The 18802-nt window shown below is 64.8% G+C and carries 14 protein-coding genes; 11 read left to right on the plus strand and 3 right to left on the minus strand.

The genetic code is table 11. The features are described 5' to 3' along the window. Positions 1 to 5: 5 nt before the first annotated feature. Genes XH89_RS25905 through XH89_RS25915 form a run of 3 tightly spaced genes read left to right on the plus strand, consistent with a single transcriptional unit; the run spans position 6 to position 4056 of the window. On the plus strand, positions 6 to 1547 hold the full coding sequence (locus tag XH89_RS25905) for a thymidine phosphorylase family protein (protein WP_194463204.1): 1542 nt from the start codon (positions 6 to 8) through the stop codon (positions 1545 to 1547). Then, on the plus strand, positions 1544 to 2464 hold the full coding sequence (locus tag XH89_RS25910) for a ribose-phosphate diphosphokinase (RefSeq protein WP_194463205.1): 921 nt from the start codon (positions 1544 to 1546) through the stop codon (positions 2462 to 2464). The genes XH89_RS25905 and XH89_RS25910 overlap by 4 nt, the downstream gene beginning before the upstream one ends. Further along, a complete protein-coding gene (locus XH89_RS25915) occupies positions 2461 to 4056 on the plus strand; it encodes an MBL fold metallo-hydrolase (protein ID WP_194463206.1) in 1596 nt (531 codons plus the stop codon). The genes XH89_RS25910 and XH89_RS25915 overlap by 4 nt, the downstream gene beginning before the upstream one ends. A gap of 29 nt (positions 4057 to 4085) precedes the next feature. On the opposite strand, the gene XH89_RS25920 is transcribed toward XH89_RS25915, so the two are convergent. Further along, entirely contained in the window at positions 4086 to 6614 is a 2529-nt protein-coding gene (locus XH89_RS25920; protein ID WP_246767623.1) for a cation-translocating P-type ATPase, read from the minus strand. Between the two features lie 257 nt (positions 6615 to 6871). Here XH89_RS25920 and XH89_RS25925 point away from each other — a divergent pair, with 257 nt between their 5' ends. From XH89_RS25925 to XH89_RS25935, 3 genes are all read left to right on the plus strand, one after another. Continuing rightward, positions 6872 to 7306, plus strand: coding sequence for a hypothetical protein (locus XH89_RS25925; RefSeq protein WP_371825176.1), 435 nt, complete (start codon positions 6872 to 6874; stop codon positions 7304 to 7306). Between the two features lie 131 nt (positions 7307 to 7437). Continuing rightward, a complete protein-coding gene (locus tag XH89_RS25930) occupies positions 7438 to 9072 on the plus strand; it encodes a thiamine pyrophosphate-requiring protein (protein ID WP_194463208.1) in 1635 nt (544 codons plus the stop codon). A 95-nt stretch (positions 9073 to 9167) separates the two neighbouring features. Beyond that, positions 9168 to 11111 carry a GAF domain-containing protein gene (locus XH89_RS25935; RefSeq protein ID WP_194463209.1) on the plus strand — a complete coding sequence of 648 codons (1944 nt, stop codon included), beginning with the start codon at positions 9168 to 9170 and terminating at the stop codon, positions 11109 to 11111. A 6-nt stretch (positions 11112 to 11117) separates the two neighbouring features. Here the strand turns inward: XH89_RS25935 and XH89_RS25940 are convergent, their stop codons facing one another. Together XH89_RS25940 and XH89_RS25945 are read right to left on the minus strand one after the other, a co-directional pair. Next, positions 11118 to 12707, minus strand: coding sequence for an MDR family MFS transporter (locus XH89_RS25940; RefSeq protein WP_194463210.1), 1590 nt, complete (start codon positions 12705 to 12707; stop codon positions 11118 to 11120). A 161-nt stretch (positions 12708 to 12868) separates the two neighbouring features. Next, positions 12869 to 13384 carry a YcgN family cysteine cluster protein gene (locus XH89_RS25945; protein WP_194463211.1) on the minus strand — a complete coding sequence of 172 codons (516 nt, stop codon included), beginning with the start codon at positions 13382 to 13384 and terminating at the stop codon, positions 12869 to 12871. Between the two features lie 295 nt (positions 13385 to 13679). Between XH89_RS25945 and XH89_RS25950 the strand changes: the two genes are divergently transcribed. The 5 genes from XH89_RS25950 to XH89_RS25965 all read left to right on the plus strand — a co-directional run bounded on the left by XH89_RS25950 (position 13680) and on the right by XH89_RS25965 (position 18676). Continuing rightward, positions 13680 to 15968 (plus strand): transglycosylase domain-containing protein, encoded by a 2289-nt coding sequence (locus XH89_RS25950; RefSeq protein ID WP_194463212.1) that lies wholly within the window; start codon positions 13680 to 13682, stop codon positions 15966 to 15968. Positions 15969 to 15977: 9 nt separating this feature from the next. Then, the gene (locus XH89_RS25955) at positions 15978 to 16556 is read left to right on the plus strand and encodes a DUF1214 domain-containing protein (protein WP_194463213.1); all 579 of its coding nucleotides are present in this window, start codon (positions 15978 to 15980) and stop codon (positions 16554 to 16556) included. Then, positions 16553 to 17137, plus strand: coding sequence for a DUF1254 domain-containing protein (locus XH89_RS25960; RefSeq protein ID WP_194463214.1), 585 nt, complete (start codon positions 16553 to 16555; stop codon positions 17135 to 17137). Before XH89_RS25955 ends, XH89_RS25960 begins: the two co-directional genes overlap by 4 nt. A 607-nt stretch (positions 17138 to 17744) precedes the next feature. Beyond that, on the plus strand, positions 17745 to 17879 hold the full coding sequence (locus tag XH89_RS41915; RefSeq protein ID WP_256439997.1) for a hypothetical protein: 135 nt from the start codon (positions 17745 to 17747) through the stop codon (positions 17877 to 17879). Between the two features lie 140 nt (positions 17880 to 18019). Continuing rightward, entirely contained in the window at positions 18020 to 18676 is a 657-nt protein-coding gene (locus XH89_RS25965) for a phosphoribosylanthranilate isomerase (protein ID WP_194463215.1), read from the plus strand. Positions 18677 to 18802 lie beyond the last annotated feature (126 nt).

The following is an 18802-nucleotide window of genomic DNA, read 5'->3' on the forward strand; positions in this document are numbered from 1 at the left end:
CGCTCATGCATCCAGATCTCTCACGCTCCCAGCTCAAAATACGCCGTGTCCATCTCGATACGGGCCGCGAGAACGTCGTCGTCGTGTCGAGGCGCTCGAAGGCGCTGCGGGCGGACATCTTTCGGGGCTTCAGCCGCGTCGAGCTCAGTCTCGACGACAAGACGCTGCTGGCGACGCTCCTGATCACCGATGACGACGCGTTGGCGGCCCCGGACGAGATCGGCCTCTCCGAGCCTGCCTTCCGCCGCTTCGCCAAGCCGGTCGGCACCCTGGTCACGGTCGCACCGGCCGCGCCTCCGGAAAGCCTCGAAGCGGTACGCGCCAAGATTCGCGGCCAAACGCTCGACAAGGCGGAGATCGGCGCGATCATCAACGACCTCGCGCATTTTCGCTATTCCGACATGGAGATCGCCGCCTTCCTGATCGGCTCGGCGAGCTTCATCACCAGTGATGAGCTCCTCGCGCTCACCGGCGCCATGGCCCAGGTCGGCACCCAGCTGGTGTGGCCGGACCCGATCGTGGTCGACAAGCACTGCATCGGCGGCATTCCAGGCAACCGCACCTCGATGGTGGTGGTACCGATCGTAGCCGCTCACGGCCTGCCGATCCCGAAGACCTCCTCGCGCGCCATTACCTCGCCGGCCGGAACAGCCGACACGATGGAGGTGCTGGCCCGGGTCAATGTCGGCGTGGAGGAGATGAAGTCGATCGTCTCATCCTGCAACGGATGCCTGATCTGGGGCGGGCATGTGAACCTGTCGCCCGCCGACGACGTCCTGATCTCGGTCGAGCGCCCGCTCAGCCTGGACACCCGCGAGCAGATGGTCGCCTCCATCATGTCGAAGAAGATCGCCGCGGGATCGACGCATCTGTTGATCGACATCCCGGTCGGGCCGACCGCGAAAGTGACCACGGCCATCGACGCGATGCGGCTGCGAAAGCTGTTCGAATTCGTCGGCGACCGGTTCGGCCGCTCGGTCGAGGTGATCACGACCGACGGCCGCCAGCCGATCGGCAACGGCATCGGCCCCGTGCTCGAGGCCAACGACGTGATGGCGGTGCTCGGCAACGAAGCCGATGCGCCGCGTGATCTGCGCGAGAAGTCGCTGCGGCTCGCCGCCCATCTGCTCGAATACGACCCGAAGCTCCGCGGTGGCGCCGGCTATGCACGCGCGCGCGAGCTGCTCGAGAGCGGCGCGGCCCTGAAACAGATGCAGAAGATCATCGACGCTCAGGGGCCGTCGAAATGCAGCACCGAGCTCGGCCCCGGCAGTTTCGACATCAAGGCGGCACATGACGGCGTGGTATCGGCAATCGACTGCCTGCGATTGAACCGCCTCGCCCGCACCGCCGGTGCACCGCTCGACAAGGGCGCCGGCATCCGCCTTTTCAAGAAGATCGGTGACCGCGTCGAGCAAGGCGAGCCGCTCTATCGCGTCTACACGTTCGACGGGCCCGAGCATGACCTTGCCGTATCCGCCGCCCAGCAGGAGACCGGTTACGTCCTCAACGGTCATGAGGCGCTTCAGGGCAGGACGCAGTCGTGAAAACGATCGCGCTTCAAACCCTACCTTCGGCGACCGGCGCAGCGAAGCGGCTCGCGGCGCGGCTCGAACTCGCCTGCGACGAGATCGCCCTGCATCGCTTTCCGGACGGCGAGCTGCGCATCACCGTCGCGCCCGCGGCGGACACCACCATCCTCTATGCGCCGCTCGATCACCCCAATGACAAGCTGATCGCCCTGCTGCTTGCCGCGGAGGCGCTGCGGCGCGGCGGCGCCCGGCGGCTGGTGCTGGTCGCCCCCTATCTCTGCTACATGCGACAGGATATCGCGTTTCATCCAGGCGAAGCTATCAGCCAGCGCGCCACGGGGCGTCTGCTCGCGACGCTCGTGGACCGCGTCGTCACGGTGGACGCTCATTTGCACCGCACCTCCGACATCAGGTCCGTATTTCCCGATATCGAGGCGGAGAACCTGTCCGCGATGCCGGCGATCGCAGATGCACTTGCCGCTGGTGGCATCGATCCCGCCACCGTCGTGATCGGTCCCGACGCAGAGTCCGAGCCCTGGGTCGAGGATCTCGCGGCGCGACTGGGCCTGCAGCACACCGTCGCGCGCAAGACGCGGCATGGCGATCGCTCCGTGGACATCGATTTTGCCGATCCCATCCGGCTGCCGGGCCGGCCGGCGCTGATGGTCGACGACATCGTGTCGTCGGGGACGACGCTGATTGTCGCAGCAAGGGCGCTGCGGGCGATCGGCGCAACGGCTGTCGATGCCGTCGTGACGCATGCACTGTTTCCTGCCGCGATGATTGCCGCATTCACCGAGGCCGGGATCCGCTCGATCCGTTCGACCGACAGCGTGCCGCATCCGACCAACGCGATCACGCTCGAAGAGACGCTCGCGGCCGCCTTGTGGTCCGAACTCAGCACGACACATTCGCTGGAGACGACGAGATGAGTATCACCGTTCGCTTCTGCGGGGCTGCCCACACCGTGACCGGCTCCAGCTATCTGTTCCAGACTGCCGCAGGTGCCTTCCTGGTCGATTGCGGCCTGTTCCAGGGACCCAAGACCCTCAAGGAGCTCAACTACGGCGCCTTTCCTTTCCGCCCCGCCAATGTCCGGGCAGTGCTGCTCACGCATGCACATATCGATCACAGCGGATTGCTGCCAAAGCTCGTGCGCGAGGGATTTGCGGGGCCGATCCTGGCGACGCGGGGCACGATCGACCTCTGCTCCTACATGCTGCCGGACGCGGGCAGCATCCAGGAGTCCGAAGTCACGCAGCTCAACCGGCGCAACAAGGCCCGCGGCCGCAAGGAAGTGCAGCCGATCTACACGCAGGCGGATGCAGTGGCGTCGCTGCAATCATTTCGCGCGGTCGATTATGAACATTGGACCGACGTGATCCCGGGCGTCCGGGCGCGCTACTGGAACGCCGGCCATCTGCTCGGCTCCGCCTCGATCGAGCTCGAGATCGCCGAGCAAGGCTCGCCGCGTCCGCTTCGCGTGCTGCTTTCCGGCGACGTCGGCCCGGAAGCAAAGCTGCTGCAGCCCGATCCCGAAGCGCCGATAGACCTCGACTATGTGATCGCCGAATCCACCTATGGCGACCGCTTGCGAGCCGCTACGACCCCTACACTCCGCCGCCAGCATCTCGCTGCGGAGGTACGCGATGCGGCGGCAGCCGGAGGCGCGCTGCTGATCCCGGCCTTCGCGGTCGAGCGCACCCAGGAGTTGATCGTCGATCTCGTCGACCTGATGGAGCACGGCGAGATCCCGACCGCGCCGATCTTCCTCGATTCCCCGCTGGCGATCCGCGCGACCGAAGTGTTCCGCCGGCACGCAGCGAGCCTCGACCCGAGCGTCGACGCCGAACGCCTGCTCAACTCGCCGCATCTCAAATTCACCGAGACCGCCGACGAGAGCAAGGCGATCATGCGTCTCAGCGGATTTCACATCATCATCGCGGCCAGCGGCATGTGCGATGCCGGCCGCATCCGACATCACCTGAAACGCTGGCTCTGGAACGAGCGCGCGACCGTCCTGCTCGCCGGCTTCCAGGCCAACGGCACGCTCGGCCGCTTCCTGCAGGACGGCGCGAAGGCCGTGCGGATCCAGGGCGAGGAAATCCGGGTCGCAGCGCGGATCCGCATGATCGACGAATATTCCGGTCACGCCGATGGTGCCGGCATGGCCGGCTGGATCGCGGCGCGCCGCCCCATCGCCCGCGGGTTGTTCTTGGTCCACGGCGAGGAAAGCGCCATCGCGGGCCTGGCCGAACGCGTTGCCGAACGCATCATTCCGGCCGCCAAGGTCTACCAGCCGATCCTGGACGACATCTATGAGCTCACGGCTGCCGAACCGCGCATGATCGACGTCGATCATCGTCGGCGCCTCGCGCCGGAGGCCGTGACGCACCTCGACTGGCACAACGAGATGTCGGAGCTGACGCTCGACATCAACGACAGGCTTGCAGCGGCCGCCGACGACCGCGCCCGCGGCGTCATCATCCGACGCCTCCGCCGCGCCCTGAACGAGAAGGCATAAGGGTGCCCTACGCATCCGCGCCACGCGGCTCAAGCCGGCCATGAAGTCGGCGCCCGACGACGCAACGGGTATTTCGACAGTTCCAGCAAAATGAGACAGACGAGCGCGACCACGGCCGTGACGGCGAGATCATCCGTATGCAGCGGACCAAAGCGGAACAGGTCCGCCGCGGCCGGCCACACCAGGCTCAGAGTAAGCACTGACGTCACGAACATGACGATGACGACGAGCGTACGGTTCGGCCGGGTAAAGGCTTCGACCAGCGAGCTCGAGAACGAACGGTTGACGAAGATCAGGCTCACGATCACCAGCACCAGCGAGAAGAACGTCAGCGCACGGACCTCGTTCGCCGGCATGCCGTAGCTGTTCGCCGTCACCATCACGGCGCCAGTCAGGAGCAGCGCCAGGCTGCCCTGCAGCGCCGACCAGACCAGCAGCGATCTTGTCAACAGCGGCTCGTCCGGCGAACGCGGCGGCCGCCGCATCACGTCGCGCTCTTCGGTTTCGGCTTCGAATACCAATGAGCAGACGGGATCGATGATCATCTCGAGAAACGCGATGTGAACCGGGCCGAACAGCAGCGGCATTCCTGTGAGCAACGGCAACAGCGCAAGTCCGGCGATCGGAATATGGACCGCGAGGATGAAGCTCATCGCCTTGCGCAGATTGTCGTAGATCCGGCGGCCGAGCCGGATCGCCTTCACGATCGAGCCGAAATCGTCGTCGAGCAGAACGATCGAGGACGCTTCGCGCGCCACGTCGGTGCCGCGACCGCCCATGGCGATGCCGATATGGGCCGCCTTCAGCGAGGGGGCATCGTTGACGCCGTCGCCCGTCATCGCGACGATCTCACCAGCGTCCTTGAGCGCATTGACGATGCGCAGCTTCTGGGCCGGCGCTATTCGCGCGAATACGGCCCGTCCCCGGGCCGCGCCGGCGAGTTCGGCATCGGCCATGGCTTCGACATCAGCTCCTGTCATGACATGTTCGGGATTGAGGCCCGCCCGCGTCGCGATCGCCGATGCGGTTGCGGGATAATCGCCTGTTATCATGACCACGTGAATGCCTGCAGAGCGGCATTCGGAAATGGCGTCCTTGACTTCAGGCCGCGGAGGATCGGCAAAGCCGATCAAGCCGCAAAAGCGAAAAGGAAAACCGCATTGCGCCTCGGGAAGATCGGTCTCGGCCCAGTTCGCCCGCGCCACACCAAGCACACGCAGCCCTTCCCGCGCGAGCGCGTCGACGCGGGCCCGCAATTCAGCCAACTCTTCCGCGTTCATTCCGCACAGCATGCCGATCGTCTCGGGCGCGCCCTTCGCCGCGACAACGCAATCATCGTCCCTTCCGCACCACACGTTCGACATGGCAAGCAGGTCCGGACGCAAGCCGTAGCTCTGCACGAGCCGTCGTCCCGCACCGGCGTCAGAGGCGAGCGAATGCAGCGCCTTCTCCATGGGATCGAACGGCTCCCGCACACAGGCCAGCGCGCCGGTCTCGATCAACCGATTGAAAGCGGGCGCCGCGCGGGCCGCGGTATCAGGCGTGTGCTGCGTTCCGTCAGGCAGCACCAGGCGGGCAACGGTCATGCGGTTTTCCGTCAGCGTGCCGGTCTTGTCCGTGCAGAGCACGGTCGCGGCGCCCAGCGACTCGATGGCCGAGGCGCGCCGCGTCAACACGCGCGCCTGGGAGATGCGCCAGGCCCCCATGGCGAGGAACACCGTCAGGACGACAGGGAATTCCTCCGGAAGCATCGACATGCCGAGCGCGATGCCGGCAAGCACTCCCTCCAGCCAGCCGCCGCGATAGAGCCCATACAGAAGAACGGTCAATCCGATCACGAAGGCGCTGGCGACGGCAACCGTCGCCACCAGCCGCGTCGTCTGCTGTTGCAGGCGAGGCGCTTCCGTTACCAGCGAATGCAGCGATTGTCCGATCTTGCCGATCTCGCTTTGGACGCCGGTCGAGGTCACTTCAGCCATCCCGCTGCCGCGAACTACCATTGTGCCGGAGAACACGAACGGCTGGTCATCGCCGCCGGCATGCGGAGCCGGCAATTTTTCGGGTGACGGCGAGGCCTGTTTCCTGACCGGAACCGATTCCCCCGTCAGCAGCGATTCATCCAGCAGGAGATCGACGGATCGAAGGACCGTGGCGTCGGCGGCCACGCGATCCCCCTCCGAGAGGACGATCAGGTCGCCGCGGGCGACCTCGCGACCGGGAATGCGGATGCGCTCGCCGCCGCGAATGACCAGTGCGCGCGGGCTGGTCAGATCGCGCAACGAGTCGAGAACGCGTTCGGTGCGCGCCTCCTGCACGATCGTGATGACGATGGAGATCGATGCGAACACCAGAAGCAGCAGCGCCTCGCCAAGATCGCCCAGAACGAAATAAATCAGGCCGCCCGCCAGCAAGAGCAGCAGCATGGGCTCGCGCAGCACCTCGACGATGAGGCGCAGGATCGTCCGCCGGCCCGTACGGGGCAACTCGTTGAAGCCTTCGGCCTTCAGCCGGGCCTGTGCTTCGGACGCGGTCAGCCCCTGCATCGCCGGCGATCTCATGGAAGTTCCTAGGAGTCCTTGCACGATGAGGACACGTCATCTCATCACCACCGTCATCATGCCATGCTGCAACCAGCTGCCGGCTTGACGTGGGTCAAACGTTCCACGCGACAAAGCGACATCCCGCTCGGCCCACCCCCATTTCCGTCAACTTTGACGGCCATGTCACGGCTGATATTCTTGTCCACGCGGCTCGATGAGCCCTGGCTGTCAATCGTTGAAATAAGGCTATTTGAAAGATGCAGACGAGACGCAATTTGCTGCTGGCTCTCAGCCTCATCTTGATCGGCACCTGGTCACAGGATGGCGCGAGAGGACGGAACTCGGCCACGCCGCCGGTTTCGCTGGCGCCCCCCAATGCATCGCCGCCGCACGCGGTGGCCAAGAACGCCAAGCCCAGGAGGGAGCCGGCCCTGGTGACCAACGATAGCCGCGCGCCAGCGACGTCCGGCGGAGAGCCTCCGCTGCCTGTGATCGGGGGACCTGCCGTACCGAACCCGGCGGCCGATTACGATGGCTTCAGTGCCAGCACCGACGACAATGACGCACCGAGCCACGTGACGCCGCCTGCGAGGTCACGCGCCGCGAAGGGCTCCAATCGGGATACGACTGGCCTCGACGCGCAGTCATCGATCGATCAGGAAGACGAAGCGTTGAAGCGCAAGCTGACGATTTGCAGGAACTGCAAATAGGACGGGTGGCATCTCGCTGCATGGCTGACCTACCGCGGCGCTTGCCACCTCCGCTTTACGCTCTCTGTTTTTCCTGATCCTCTCTTCCCAATCGGCCGGAGCAACCGGCCTGCCTCAGGGAGAGAGACGCCATGAAGCTCGGCACCGCCATCGCGGAAATCATGCGGCGCGAGGGGATCGAGATCCTCTGCGGTTATCCCGTCAACCACCTGATCGAGCACGCAGCGAAGGTCGAGATCCGTCCCGTGATGGTGCGGCAGGAGCGCGTCGGCCTGCACATGGCGGACGCGATCTCGCGCGTCACATCGGGGCGCACGATCGGGGCGTTCTGCATGCAGCATGGCCCCGGCGCGGAGAACGCGATGGGCGGCGTCGCGCAATGCTTTGGCGAATCCGTGCCCGTGCTGGTGCTGCCGATGGGCTATCAGCGCCGGCTTGCGCATATCGAGCCGAACTTCAATTCCAGCGAGGCGATGAAGCCGTTTGCGAAATCGTCCGAACCGATCATCCTGGCCGCCGAGGTCGCCAACATCTTTCGACGCGCCTTCACCAAGCTGAAAAACGGCCGCGGCGGGCCTGTCATCGTGGAAATCCCCTCCGACATGTGGAACGAGGAGGTGCCGGAGCCGCTGAACTACACGCAGGTGCTGCGCACCCGCTACGGCGCCGACCCCGTGCATGTGAAGGAGGCAGCCGCCCTGCTCGTCAACGCCAAGCGTCCGGTGATCTATGCCGGCCAGGGCGTGCATTATGCGCAGGCCTGGCCGCAATTGAAGCGGCTGGCGGAACGACTGGCCATCCCCGTCACCACCAGTCTCGGCGGCAAATCGTCGTTCCCAGAGACGCATCCGCTCTCGCTCGGCTCGGGCGGCCTCGCCGTGCCGCGCGCGGTGCCGAAATTCCTGGCCGAGGCCGACGTCATCTTCGGCATCGGCTGCTCCTTCACCGAGACCAGCTTCGGCATCGCCATGCCGAAGGGCAAGACCATCATCCACTCGACGCTCGATCCAAACCATCTCAACAAGGATGTCGAGGCGAAGATCGGCCTCGTCGGGGATGCCGGCCTTGTGCTGGATGCGCTACTGGAAGAGGTCAACAAGACCGTCACCACGGATCGCGACGCGTCGGCCATCGCGGCCGAAATCGCGGCCTCGCACAAGGAGTGGCTGGCGAAGTGGATGCCAAAGCTCACCAGCAATGATGCGCCGCTCAATCCCTATCGCGTATTGTGGGACTTGCAGCACACCGTCGACATCGACACCACCATCATCACCCATGATGCCGGCAGCCCGCGCGACCAGCTCTCGCCGTTCTGGAAGGCGGTGACGCCCCTCTCCTATCTCGGCTGGGGCAAGACGACGCAACTCGGCTACGGCCTTGGCCTTGCCATGGGCGCCAAGCTGGCAAAGCCCGACAAGCTCTGCATCAATGTCTGGGGCGATGCGGCGATCGGCTTCACCGGCATGGATTTCGAGACCGCAGTGCGCGAGCGCATCCCGATCATGTCGATCCTGCTCAACAATTTCTCGATGGCGATCGAGTTGAAGGTGATGCCGATCTCGACCGAGAAGTATCGCTCGACCGACATTTCCGGCGACTATGCCGCAATGGCGCGCGCCTTCGGCGGCCATGGCGAGCGGGTGACCAGGCCCGAAGACATCATCCCCGCGATCAAGCGCGGCATCCAGAAGACCAGGGAAGGCGTGCCTGTGCTGCTGGAGTTCATCACCAGCAAGGAGACCGAGGTGTCGCGGCCCGGCACGTGAGGGGAGCGCGAGGCCGCGGACGCTGGCTCCGGCCGCAGGAGATGTGATAATCCGGCTCCGTGCCGCGCCTGTCGCGGCATCAGGCCGGATTGCGAATGATCACCCCTACCAACGAACTCGAACGGCAATTGCAGGCGGCCGCGGCCGAGAATGCTCGGCTGCGCGATCGGCAAAACGCCACCGCCGAGATTTTGCGGACCATCGCGGCGTCGCCATCGGATGCCCGGCCCGTGTTCGAGGCGATCGCATCGAGTTCCAAGCGCCTGCTCGGCGGCTTCTCCGCAACCGTGCTCCAGTTCATCGGCGACGAGCTGCACCTCGTGGCGTTCACGCCGGCCAGTCCGGAAGCGGACGAAGGGCTGAAGTCGTCGTTCCCGCGGCGAATCGAGGATTTTCCGACCTTTGCGCTGGTTCGCGGCGGTGAGACGATCCAGTTTCCCGATGCCGAGGCTGAAGACGTTCCGGAGCTGAACCGGAATCTGGCGCGGTTGCGCGGCTTCCGCAGCGTGCTGTTCATGCCATTGATGAATCGCGGCACTGCGGCCGGCATGATCAGCGTCACGCGCGCCGAGACGGGCGCGTTCGCTCCCGACCTGGTGCAGTTGCTTCAGACCTTTGCCGACCAGGCCGTGATCGCGATCGAGAATGCGAACCTGTTCAACGAAACGAAGGAGACGCTGGAGCGGCAGACGGCCACGGCAGACATCCTGAAAGTGATGGCGGCCTCGCCGTCCGACGTGCAGCCGGTGTTCGACGCCATCGCCGCGAACGCCAACCGCCTGATCGGCGGCTACTCCACCGCGGTGCTGCGCTATATCGACGGCGCCGCGCATCTTGCAGCGTTCACGCCTGGTGATCCCGAGGGCGACCGCGTGCTGCAGGCCTCGTTCCCGGTGCCATTCGCGCAGTTCCCGGCCTTCCAGCTCACGGCCAATGGTGAATCGGTGCAGCTGCCCGACGCCGAGCTCGAGCCGGCGGCACGCGGCGTCGCCCGCGCGCGCGGCTTTCGCAGCATGCTGTTCACGCCGCTGATGAGTGAGGGCGAAGCCAAAGGCGTTATCATCGCGACGCGGCGGACGACCGGTGCGTTCGCCGAACATCATGTGCGGCTGCTGCAGATGTTCGCCGACCAGGCAGTGATCGCCGTCAAGAATGTCAGCCTGTTCAACCAGGTTCAGACCCGCACCATCGAGCTCGCCAGGTCGCTCGACGATCTGCGCGCGGCACAGGACCGGCTGATCCAGACCGAGAAGCTGGCCTCGCTCGGCCAGCTCACCGCCGGCATCGCCCATGAGATCAAGAACCCGCTCAACTTCGTCAACAATTTCGCCGCGCTCTCCACCGAGCTGATGGACGAGCTGAGCGAGGCACTTGCGCCGATCCGCCTCGAAGACGATGTCCGCGGCGAGGTCGACGAGCTGACCGGGATGCTGAAGGACAATCTGCAGAAGGTCGTGCAACACGGCAAGCGTGCCGATTCCATCGTCAAGAACATGCTGCTGCATTCGCGCGAAGGCGGCGGCGAGCATCGCTTGAGCGAGGTCAACATGCTGGTCGAGGAGAGCCTCAACCTCGCCTATCACGGCGCGCGCGCCGAGCAGCCGCAATTCGACGTGACGCTGAAACGCGAGTTCGATCCGGCGGCAGGCTCCGCCGAAGTGTTCCCGCAGGAAATCACGCGGGTGCTCCTGAACCTGGTCTCCAACGGGTTTTACGCGGTGGCAAAGCGCCAGGCGCGTGCCGACGCCAGTTACGAGCCGATCGTGACCGCCACGACCCGCGACCGCGGCGATGCCATCGAGATCCGCATCCGCGACAACGGCACTGGCATTCCCGATGAGGTGAAGGCGAAGATGTTCAATCCGTTCTTCACCACCAAGCCGGCCGGCGAAGGCACCGGGCTCGGACTGTCGATGAGCCATGACATCGTCGTGAAGCAGCACGGCGGCACGATCGACGTCGCGACCGAGCCTGGCCAGTTCACGGAATTCACGATTGTGCTGCCGCGCAAGAGCGGCTTTGCGAATGGAAGCGGCTAGCGCTCCCTACTCCGCCATCTCGACAGGTTGCCCCGTGGAAGGACCGGCCAGCGGCCGCTCCTCCATCATGATCAGGCAGAGCGATGCGGTGGCCATCAACGCGGTCGCGGCCGCAAAGACGTAGCGGAAGGCATGCCGCATGTCTTCAGTGGGGATCGCGGGGATGCTGCCTGCGGCGTGATGCTCGCCTGCCAGCGGAATGTCGGCGCCGAGTGCGATCAGCAGGATCGCGGCGAAGGCCGCGACCGTGAACGAGGACATCAGCGAGCGGAAGAAGTTCATCGCGCCGGTGATGGTGCCGACCTGCGGACGGGCCACCGAATTCTGCAGCGAGACCACACAGACCGGGAAGGTGGTGCCGAGCCCGAGCGCAAACGCGGCCATCAGCGTCAGGAGTCCCCATAGCGGCAGCGTGGTGACCGTGAGGCCGAGCGCGCAGATCGCAGCCCACGACGTGCCGATGATGGCGACGCGCTTGTAGTGCCTGGCGCGCGCCATGGTGCGGCCGGCGATCGCGGCGCCGCATGTCGAGACCGCCGCAAGCGGAATCAGTGCAAGCCCCGCTTCGCTGGCGCTGAGATGGTAGACCGACTCGTAATAAAGCGGCAGCTGCACCGTGAGGCCGGTAATGGCGCCGAGGCCGCAGCCGCCGGCGGTCAGCGCGAATGGCGCGACCGAACCCGAGAGCAACGGCAGCGGCAGGAACGGCTCGTCGGCGCGGCGCGCATGCCACACAAAGGTGAGCACGAGCGCGACGGCGCCGCCAATCATGGCAAGAACGGTCGGCGACAGCCACGGATAGCGCGTGCCGCCCCAGGTCAGCACCAGCATGAACACGACGGCCGATGCCATCAGCAGCACGCCGCCGAGCCAGTCGACCTTGCGCTTGCGGTGGAACACCGGGATCTTCTTCATCTTCGGCAGCAGCAGCGCCAGCGCCGCGGCTGCGAGCGGCAGATTGATCCAGAAGATCATCGACCAATGCAGATGCTCGGCGAATACGCCGCCGATGACGGGCCCCAAAATGCCGCCGACCATCCAGACGCTGGAGAAATAGGCCTGGTACTGGCCGCGTTCGCGTGGGGAAACGACGTCGGAGATCACGGTCTGCACGACCGGCATGATGCCGCCGCCCCCCAGTCCCTGGAGACCGCGTGCCAGAATCAGCATCGGCATGCTCGGCGCGATCGCGCACAGGATCGAGCCGGCGATGAACAGGCTGAGCGAGGTGATGATCATGGCCTTGCGGCCGTAGATGTCGCTCAATGTCCCGAACACCGGCGCGACCGCGGTCGAGGCGAGCAGATAGGCGGTGATCACCCAGGACAGGTTCGAGACGTCCTGGAACTGGCGGCCGATGGTCGGCAGCGCCGTGGCCACGATGGTCTGGTCGAGGGCGGCCAGGAACATCGTCAGCATCAGGCTGATGACGATGGTTCGCACTTCATCTGACGATAGCGGCGCCGGTGGCGAGATCGGGGGCGCGTCGCTGACGCTGATGACCTCGCCCGGAAGGCGGGTCAATTCCTCGGCGATGTCGTCGGGCAATGTCTGGATATCGGCAGACCGGCTGCTCTGCCGTGTGAACTGGTTCATCTCGGGCTGTCAGATCGAGCGTGTTGCGGCGCAAAGCCGCGAAGGATTCGTTCTATGAACCCAATCTAGACAGCAAAGGTCTTCTCAGGCAGGCACCGCGGCGCATGGGTGCGTCCCGCACTGCGGTCATCCCGAACACGTGATCAGAAACGGCGGGCGGATCAGGCCTTGGGACGTCGCTTCAGGCGCGCCCGTTTCGGCAGCTGGCCCGGCCATTGCACCAGGTAGTGCTCCAGTTGGTCGTCCGGGATCTCCTCCTCGCTGCCCGCGACCCGGCCGCGCACGGAGACGCCGGCCTCGTGCACCGTGTTGGGGTCGCCGGAGACCAGAGGATGCCACCAATAGAGATCGCGGCCCTCGGCCACCAGCTTGTAGCCGCAGCTCGGCGGCAGCCATTTCAGGGTCCGGACCGTCGCGGGGGTCATGACCACGCAATCCGGAACGTAGTCGAACCGATTCGCGTAGTCCTTGCAGCCGGCCGAGCAGGAATCGAGCATCTTGCAGCTGACATCGGTGAAATAGATCTCGCCGGTATCCTCGTCTTCGAGCTTGTTCAGGCAGCAGCGGCCGCAGCCGTCGCACAGGCTCTCCCATTCGGCCCGCGACATATCCTCCATCTTCTTGGTTTTCCAGAAGAATCCATCCTGATCCGACGGTGATTTACGAGCTGCGGTCATGCGCCTGTTACTGATCCAAAGAGCTGCGGCCAACGCCATCTAGGGGGTAGCGTCGCAAAGCTGCAAGCAACGCCCTCGAAAGACCCGTAATGAACCGGGGTTCAATTAGGTCTGTTGTTCAAAATTGCGAGCCTGACCATTGGTTTATAGGCCCCGCTCGGCTAGAAGAACAGCAAGTCCGCCTGAGGTGCGCGAAACGGGCGCCTTGGGTTTGCCGCAACAATCCCGCAAGACGTCTCGATGCCGCCCCGGCCGGGTGCTTGAACGCTTTCGAAGCGAGCCTCAAGGGTTCTAGGTGGTCCAGAACACACCATCCAATTGGAAGAGCAGAGTCCGGAACTTCTTCCTGGACCTCGATGCGCGCATCGACTCCTCGCTGTTCTCCTCCGCCAAAGGCATCCGCGAGCTCTACGAGCGCTACTCGACCTTCATGGACCGCTTCTATGTCGGGCGGTGGAAGCGCTGGGTGTTCATCGAGCCGCTGTCGGAAGCCGCCACCATTGGCCTCGGCGGCATGGTGCTGATGCTGGTCCTCGCCATCCCCGCCTTCCGCGAGACCGCGGACGAGGACTGGCTGAAGAAGTCCGACCTCGCGGTGACGTTCCTCGACCGCTACGGCAACCCGATCGGCAGCCGCGGCATCAAGCACAACGATTCGATCCCGCTGGAAGATTTTCCTGACGTGCTGATCAAGGCGACGCTCGCCACCGAAGACCGCCGCTTCTACGACCATTTCGGCATCGACGTCGCCGGCACCGCTCGCGCCCTCGTCACCAACGCCCAGGCCGGCGGCGTCCGCCAGGGCGGCTCTTCGATCACGCAGCAGCTCGCCAAGAACCTGTTCCTGAGCAATGAGCGCACCATCGAGCGCAAGATCAACGAGGCCTTCCTCGCGGTCTGGCTGGAATGGCGCCTGACCAAGAACGAGATCCTCAAGCTCTATCTCGACCGCGCCTATATGGGCGGCGGCACCTTCGGCGTCGACGGCGCGGCACATTTCTACTTCAACAAGTCCGCGCGCGACGTGACGCTGGCGGAAGCCGCGATGCTCGCCGGCCTGTTCAAGGCGCCGACCAAATACGCGCCCCACATCAACCTGCCGGCGGCCCGCGCCCGCGCCAACGTCGTGCTCGACAACCTCGTCGATGCCGGCTTCATGACCGAGGGCCAGGTGTTCGGCGCCCGCCGCAACCCGGCCTTCGCGGTCGACCGGCGCGATGAGGCCTCGCCGAACTATTATCTCGACTACGCCTTCGACGAGATGCGCAAGCTGGTCGACACGTTCCCGAAATCCTACACCGAGCGCGTGTTCGTCGTTCGCCTCGCGATCGACACCAACGTGCAGAAGGCCGCGGAAGACGCCATCGAGAACCAGCTGCGCCAGTTCGGCCGCGACTATCACGCAACCCAGGCTGCGACCGTCGTCGCCGATCTCGACGGTGGCATCCGCGCCATGGTCGGCGGCCGCGATTACGGCGCGAGCCAGTTCAACCGCGCCACCGACGCCTATCGCCAGCCCGGCTCCTCGTTCAAGCCTTACGTCTACACCACCGCGCTGCTGAACGGGTTCACGCCGAACTCGGTCGTGGTCGACGGCCCGGTCTGCATCGGCAATTGGTGCCCGCAGAATTATGGCCACTCCTATTCCGGCTCGGTGACGCTGACGCAGGCGATCACGCGCTCGATCAACGTCGTCCCGGTCAAGCTGTCGATCGCGATCGGCCAGAAGGAACAGCCGAAAGCGCCGAACCCGGCCAAGATCGGCCGCGCCAAGATCGTCGAGGTCGCGCGCCGCTTCGGCATCAAGGCGCCGCTGCCCGACACGCCGTCGCTGCCGATCGGCTCGGACGAAGTCACCGTGCTCGAGCACGCCGTCGCCTATGCGACCTTCCCGAACCGCGGCAAGGCGGTGACGCCGCATTCGGTGCTGGAGGTGCGCACCGGCGCCGGCGATCTGGTCTGGCGCTGGGACCGCGACGGCCCCAAGCCGAGGCAGGCCATTCCTGCGAATATCGCCGCCGACATGGCCGGCATGATGAGCCACGTCGTCAGCGAAGGCACCGCGCGCCGCGCCGCGCTCGACGGCATTCCGACCGCCGGCAAGACCGGCACGACGAATGCGTATCGCGACGCCTGGTTCGTCGGCTACACCGGCAATTTCACCTGTGCGGTCTGGTACGGCAATGACGACTACTCGCCGACCAATCGCATGACCGGCGGCTCGCTGCCGGCGCAGACCTGGCACGACATCATGGTCGCCGCACATCAGGGCGTCGAGGTCAGGGAAATTCCCGGCGTTGGCATGGGCCAGAAGCTGCCGCCGCAGCCGAGGGATGCGCAAGCCAATGCGGCACCGAAGGTGCTGGAGACCAAGCCCGGTCCGCCGCCGGTGCTGACCAAGCGCGGCGCCGATATCCTGGTGCGCGTCGAGAAGATGCTCGACGAGGCCGCCAGGACCGCGACCAAATCGACCGACAACAACAGCCAGCCGGCCAAGCCGGCATCGTCGACGAGCGCGCTTGCCTTCCCGCAGAATTATGCGGCCGAGGAGAACGCCAATGCGTCCACCCCGCGCAAGAACTGATCTGATCCCGTGCGGCTGCTCCTGATCACATTGACGGCCCTCCTGCTCGCGACCGTGGTCGGCGTCGGCGCCACCTGGATGACGACGACGCGCGGCACCGAGATCGGCGCGCTGACCATCGGCGCCTGGACCGCGCGTCCGCGCACCGGCACCGCCGATGTCGATCCCTATTCGCGCGCCACCATCGTGCGCAACGGCGAGCTGCCGATCGGCACCGGCGACGGCGTCGCCTTCACCGCGACCACCGACGACAAGAAGAAGGCGCTCGACGGCCGCTGCGACGTCGTCGTCTCGGGCGTCACGCCGCCGGCCCGGTTCTGGACGCTGACGCTGTACGACCGCAAGGGCCACCTCGTTGCCAACTCGCTCCAGCGCTACGGCTTCACCAGCCAGGAGATCGTGCGCCAGTCCGACGGCACCTTCGAGATCCACATCGCCGCACGCTCGCGTGCCGGCAACTGGCTGCCGACCGGCGGCATCGAGCGCTATGCGCTGATGTTCCGTCTCTACGATACGCCGGTCGGGGTGGCGACGCGCACCAAGCGCGACGCGCCGATGCCCAATATCGCGACGGTGGGCTGCTCATGATCCGCCTGGTATTCACGATTGTTGCCGGTGTGGTGCTCGGCCTCGTGGTCCATCTCGTCAGCGTACTGGCGCTGCCGCGGATCGCAACGCAAGACGCCTATTCGCGGCTGACGCCGATGACCAAGCTCAACGGCGTGACGCAGCTACCGCTCGCCGATCCCAATACGTCGCCGATGCCGTTCATGGACCCGGCCTTTGCGCTCGCGATCTGCCGCTATGACCTTTCGGGCGGTCCGATCAAACTCACCGTGCCGGTGAGCCAGGCCTATACCTCGGTGTCGTTCTACACCCGCAACGAGATCGCCTATTACGCCATCAACGATCGCTCGGCCGGCAAGAAGGTGATCGAGCTCGACCTGATGACGGAAGCGCAGCACAACGCCCTGCCCGAGGACGAAGAGATCACCGCGGCCGACCGCCTGATCATCGATTCCCCGACGACGACAGGCCTGATCCTGATGAAGGCGCTGGCCGCCGAGCCCGGGCTGATGCCGCAGGCGCAAGGCTCATTGCAAGCTGCGACCTGCGCACCCCAGACCGAAGCGCCCGCCAAGGCCGAGACGCCGCGCGGCCGGCGCTGAAGCGCGGGCGTCGAGACGCCCTCAAAGCAACAGCTTCGAAAACAACCCCATGCGCAGTAGCGGGGGCATTGAAGCGACTGGCAATTTCGCGCGTTGCGCCCAAGCAGGCGCTTGCAGCGTCGACGCATCCCCCTGCCCGCCGCATTTTTCCGTTTTGACACGTCGGGCAAAACACTGGCAGAATGCCATCATCGAAAATTCACAGAGCCCGCGCGGAGCAATCCGTCGCGGGCTCTTTCATGTCGGAGCCACAGATTGCCAATCGTTGCTACGCCAAGATTGGGTTCAAGCCGGCCTGCGACGTGACATTTTTCCCGCGGCGTAACCACGGTCCGTAACGTCCGTTTCTGACCTCTTGGCCTGTCCATCGTCAAGACACAGCCTCGGCTATACGCCGTCTGTTTGCCGGATGTCCGGATGTGACCCTTGGCTGACCATCGCAACATGGTGTGCGATGCCAGCTTTTGAACCTCTGGCAGACATCCGCAATTGTTCCTGCCGCTGGTGATCTGTAGAAGTCAGGAGGCTACCGCCTCTTCTGGTGCGTTAGCCGGAACGAACGAGTAGAATGCGGCACTTTAGCGAGCCGGCCTTAGGTGATCGACGCATGGACGATGACGACCGTGATCCCAACATGTACCCACGCTGGATGGAGACAGTCGGACGCGTCATTTTCACCGTTCTGGTGATCCTCGCATTCGCCGTTCAGATTTTTATGCTTGTGCCTTCGCCGCACCGTTGAAGGCCGTCAGTTGGCGCCCATCGGCCGGAGCTGCCATGTCGCCTCATGGACGAAAAGCTGCTATCCCCCAAAACGGCCATTGACCCAAGACCAGGCCATCCTGTCTATTCACCTGAGTTGCTGGCAGCGGGTGTAAGACGATGCTGACGCAAATTTACGAAGTTGCGACCCCAGCGGAAGCTGAGGCGATATCGGCAATCGGCGTGGACCATGTCGGCGTACTCGTTGGCGATGGCGCCTTCCCTCGGGAGCTTCCGGTTCAGAAGGCGCGGGCCGTTATGAAGATGGTGCGGGCGCCGTCCGTACTTTCCGCGCTGTTTCTCTCGGCGGACGTCGCCCTTATCGAGCGAATGGCGGGGGAGCTTGATCCGCCCATCGTCCATCTTGGCGCATCGAGCGAATTGCTTACCCCTGATCGTGTCGTGGCGCTGCGAAAGTCTCTACCAAAGAGGAAATTCATGCGCAGCATACCTGTCACGGGACCTGATGCGGTAGGTGTGGCGCAAGCATATGATGGAGTTGTCGACTGGATCCTGCTTGATAGTCATCGCACAGGTGACGCGCAAATTGGCGCGCAGGGCGTGACGCATGACTGGAGCATCAGTCGACAGATAGTGGAGAGTATTCGTACTCCAGTGATACTTGCTGGCGGCCTCGGACCAGACAATGTCAAAGAAGCTATTCGCTCGGTGCGACCTGCCGGTGTCGATTCGAAAACAAGAACCGATCAGGAGGGTACTCACTCGAAAGACCTGGGGAAGGTAGAAGCCTTCTATCGCGCTGCAACGAGCGGTTAGATCGCACATCTCTTCTTGGCCCTTTCTTCTTCCCTTCTCCGACTCTCGTTTCAGGCCGGATGGCCGCTTTGTGCCAGAACCTGCCCAAGCGAAGGGAAGCAAGACCGGTGCGACGGTGACTCCAAG

The organism is Bradyrhizobium sp. CCBAU 53340 (assembly GCF_015291645.1).
Lineage (GTDB): Bacteria > Pseudomonadota > Alphaproteobacteria > Rhizobiales > Xanthobacteraceae > Bradyrhizobium.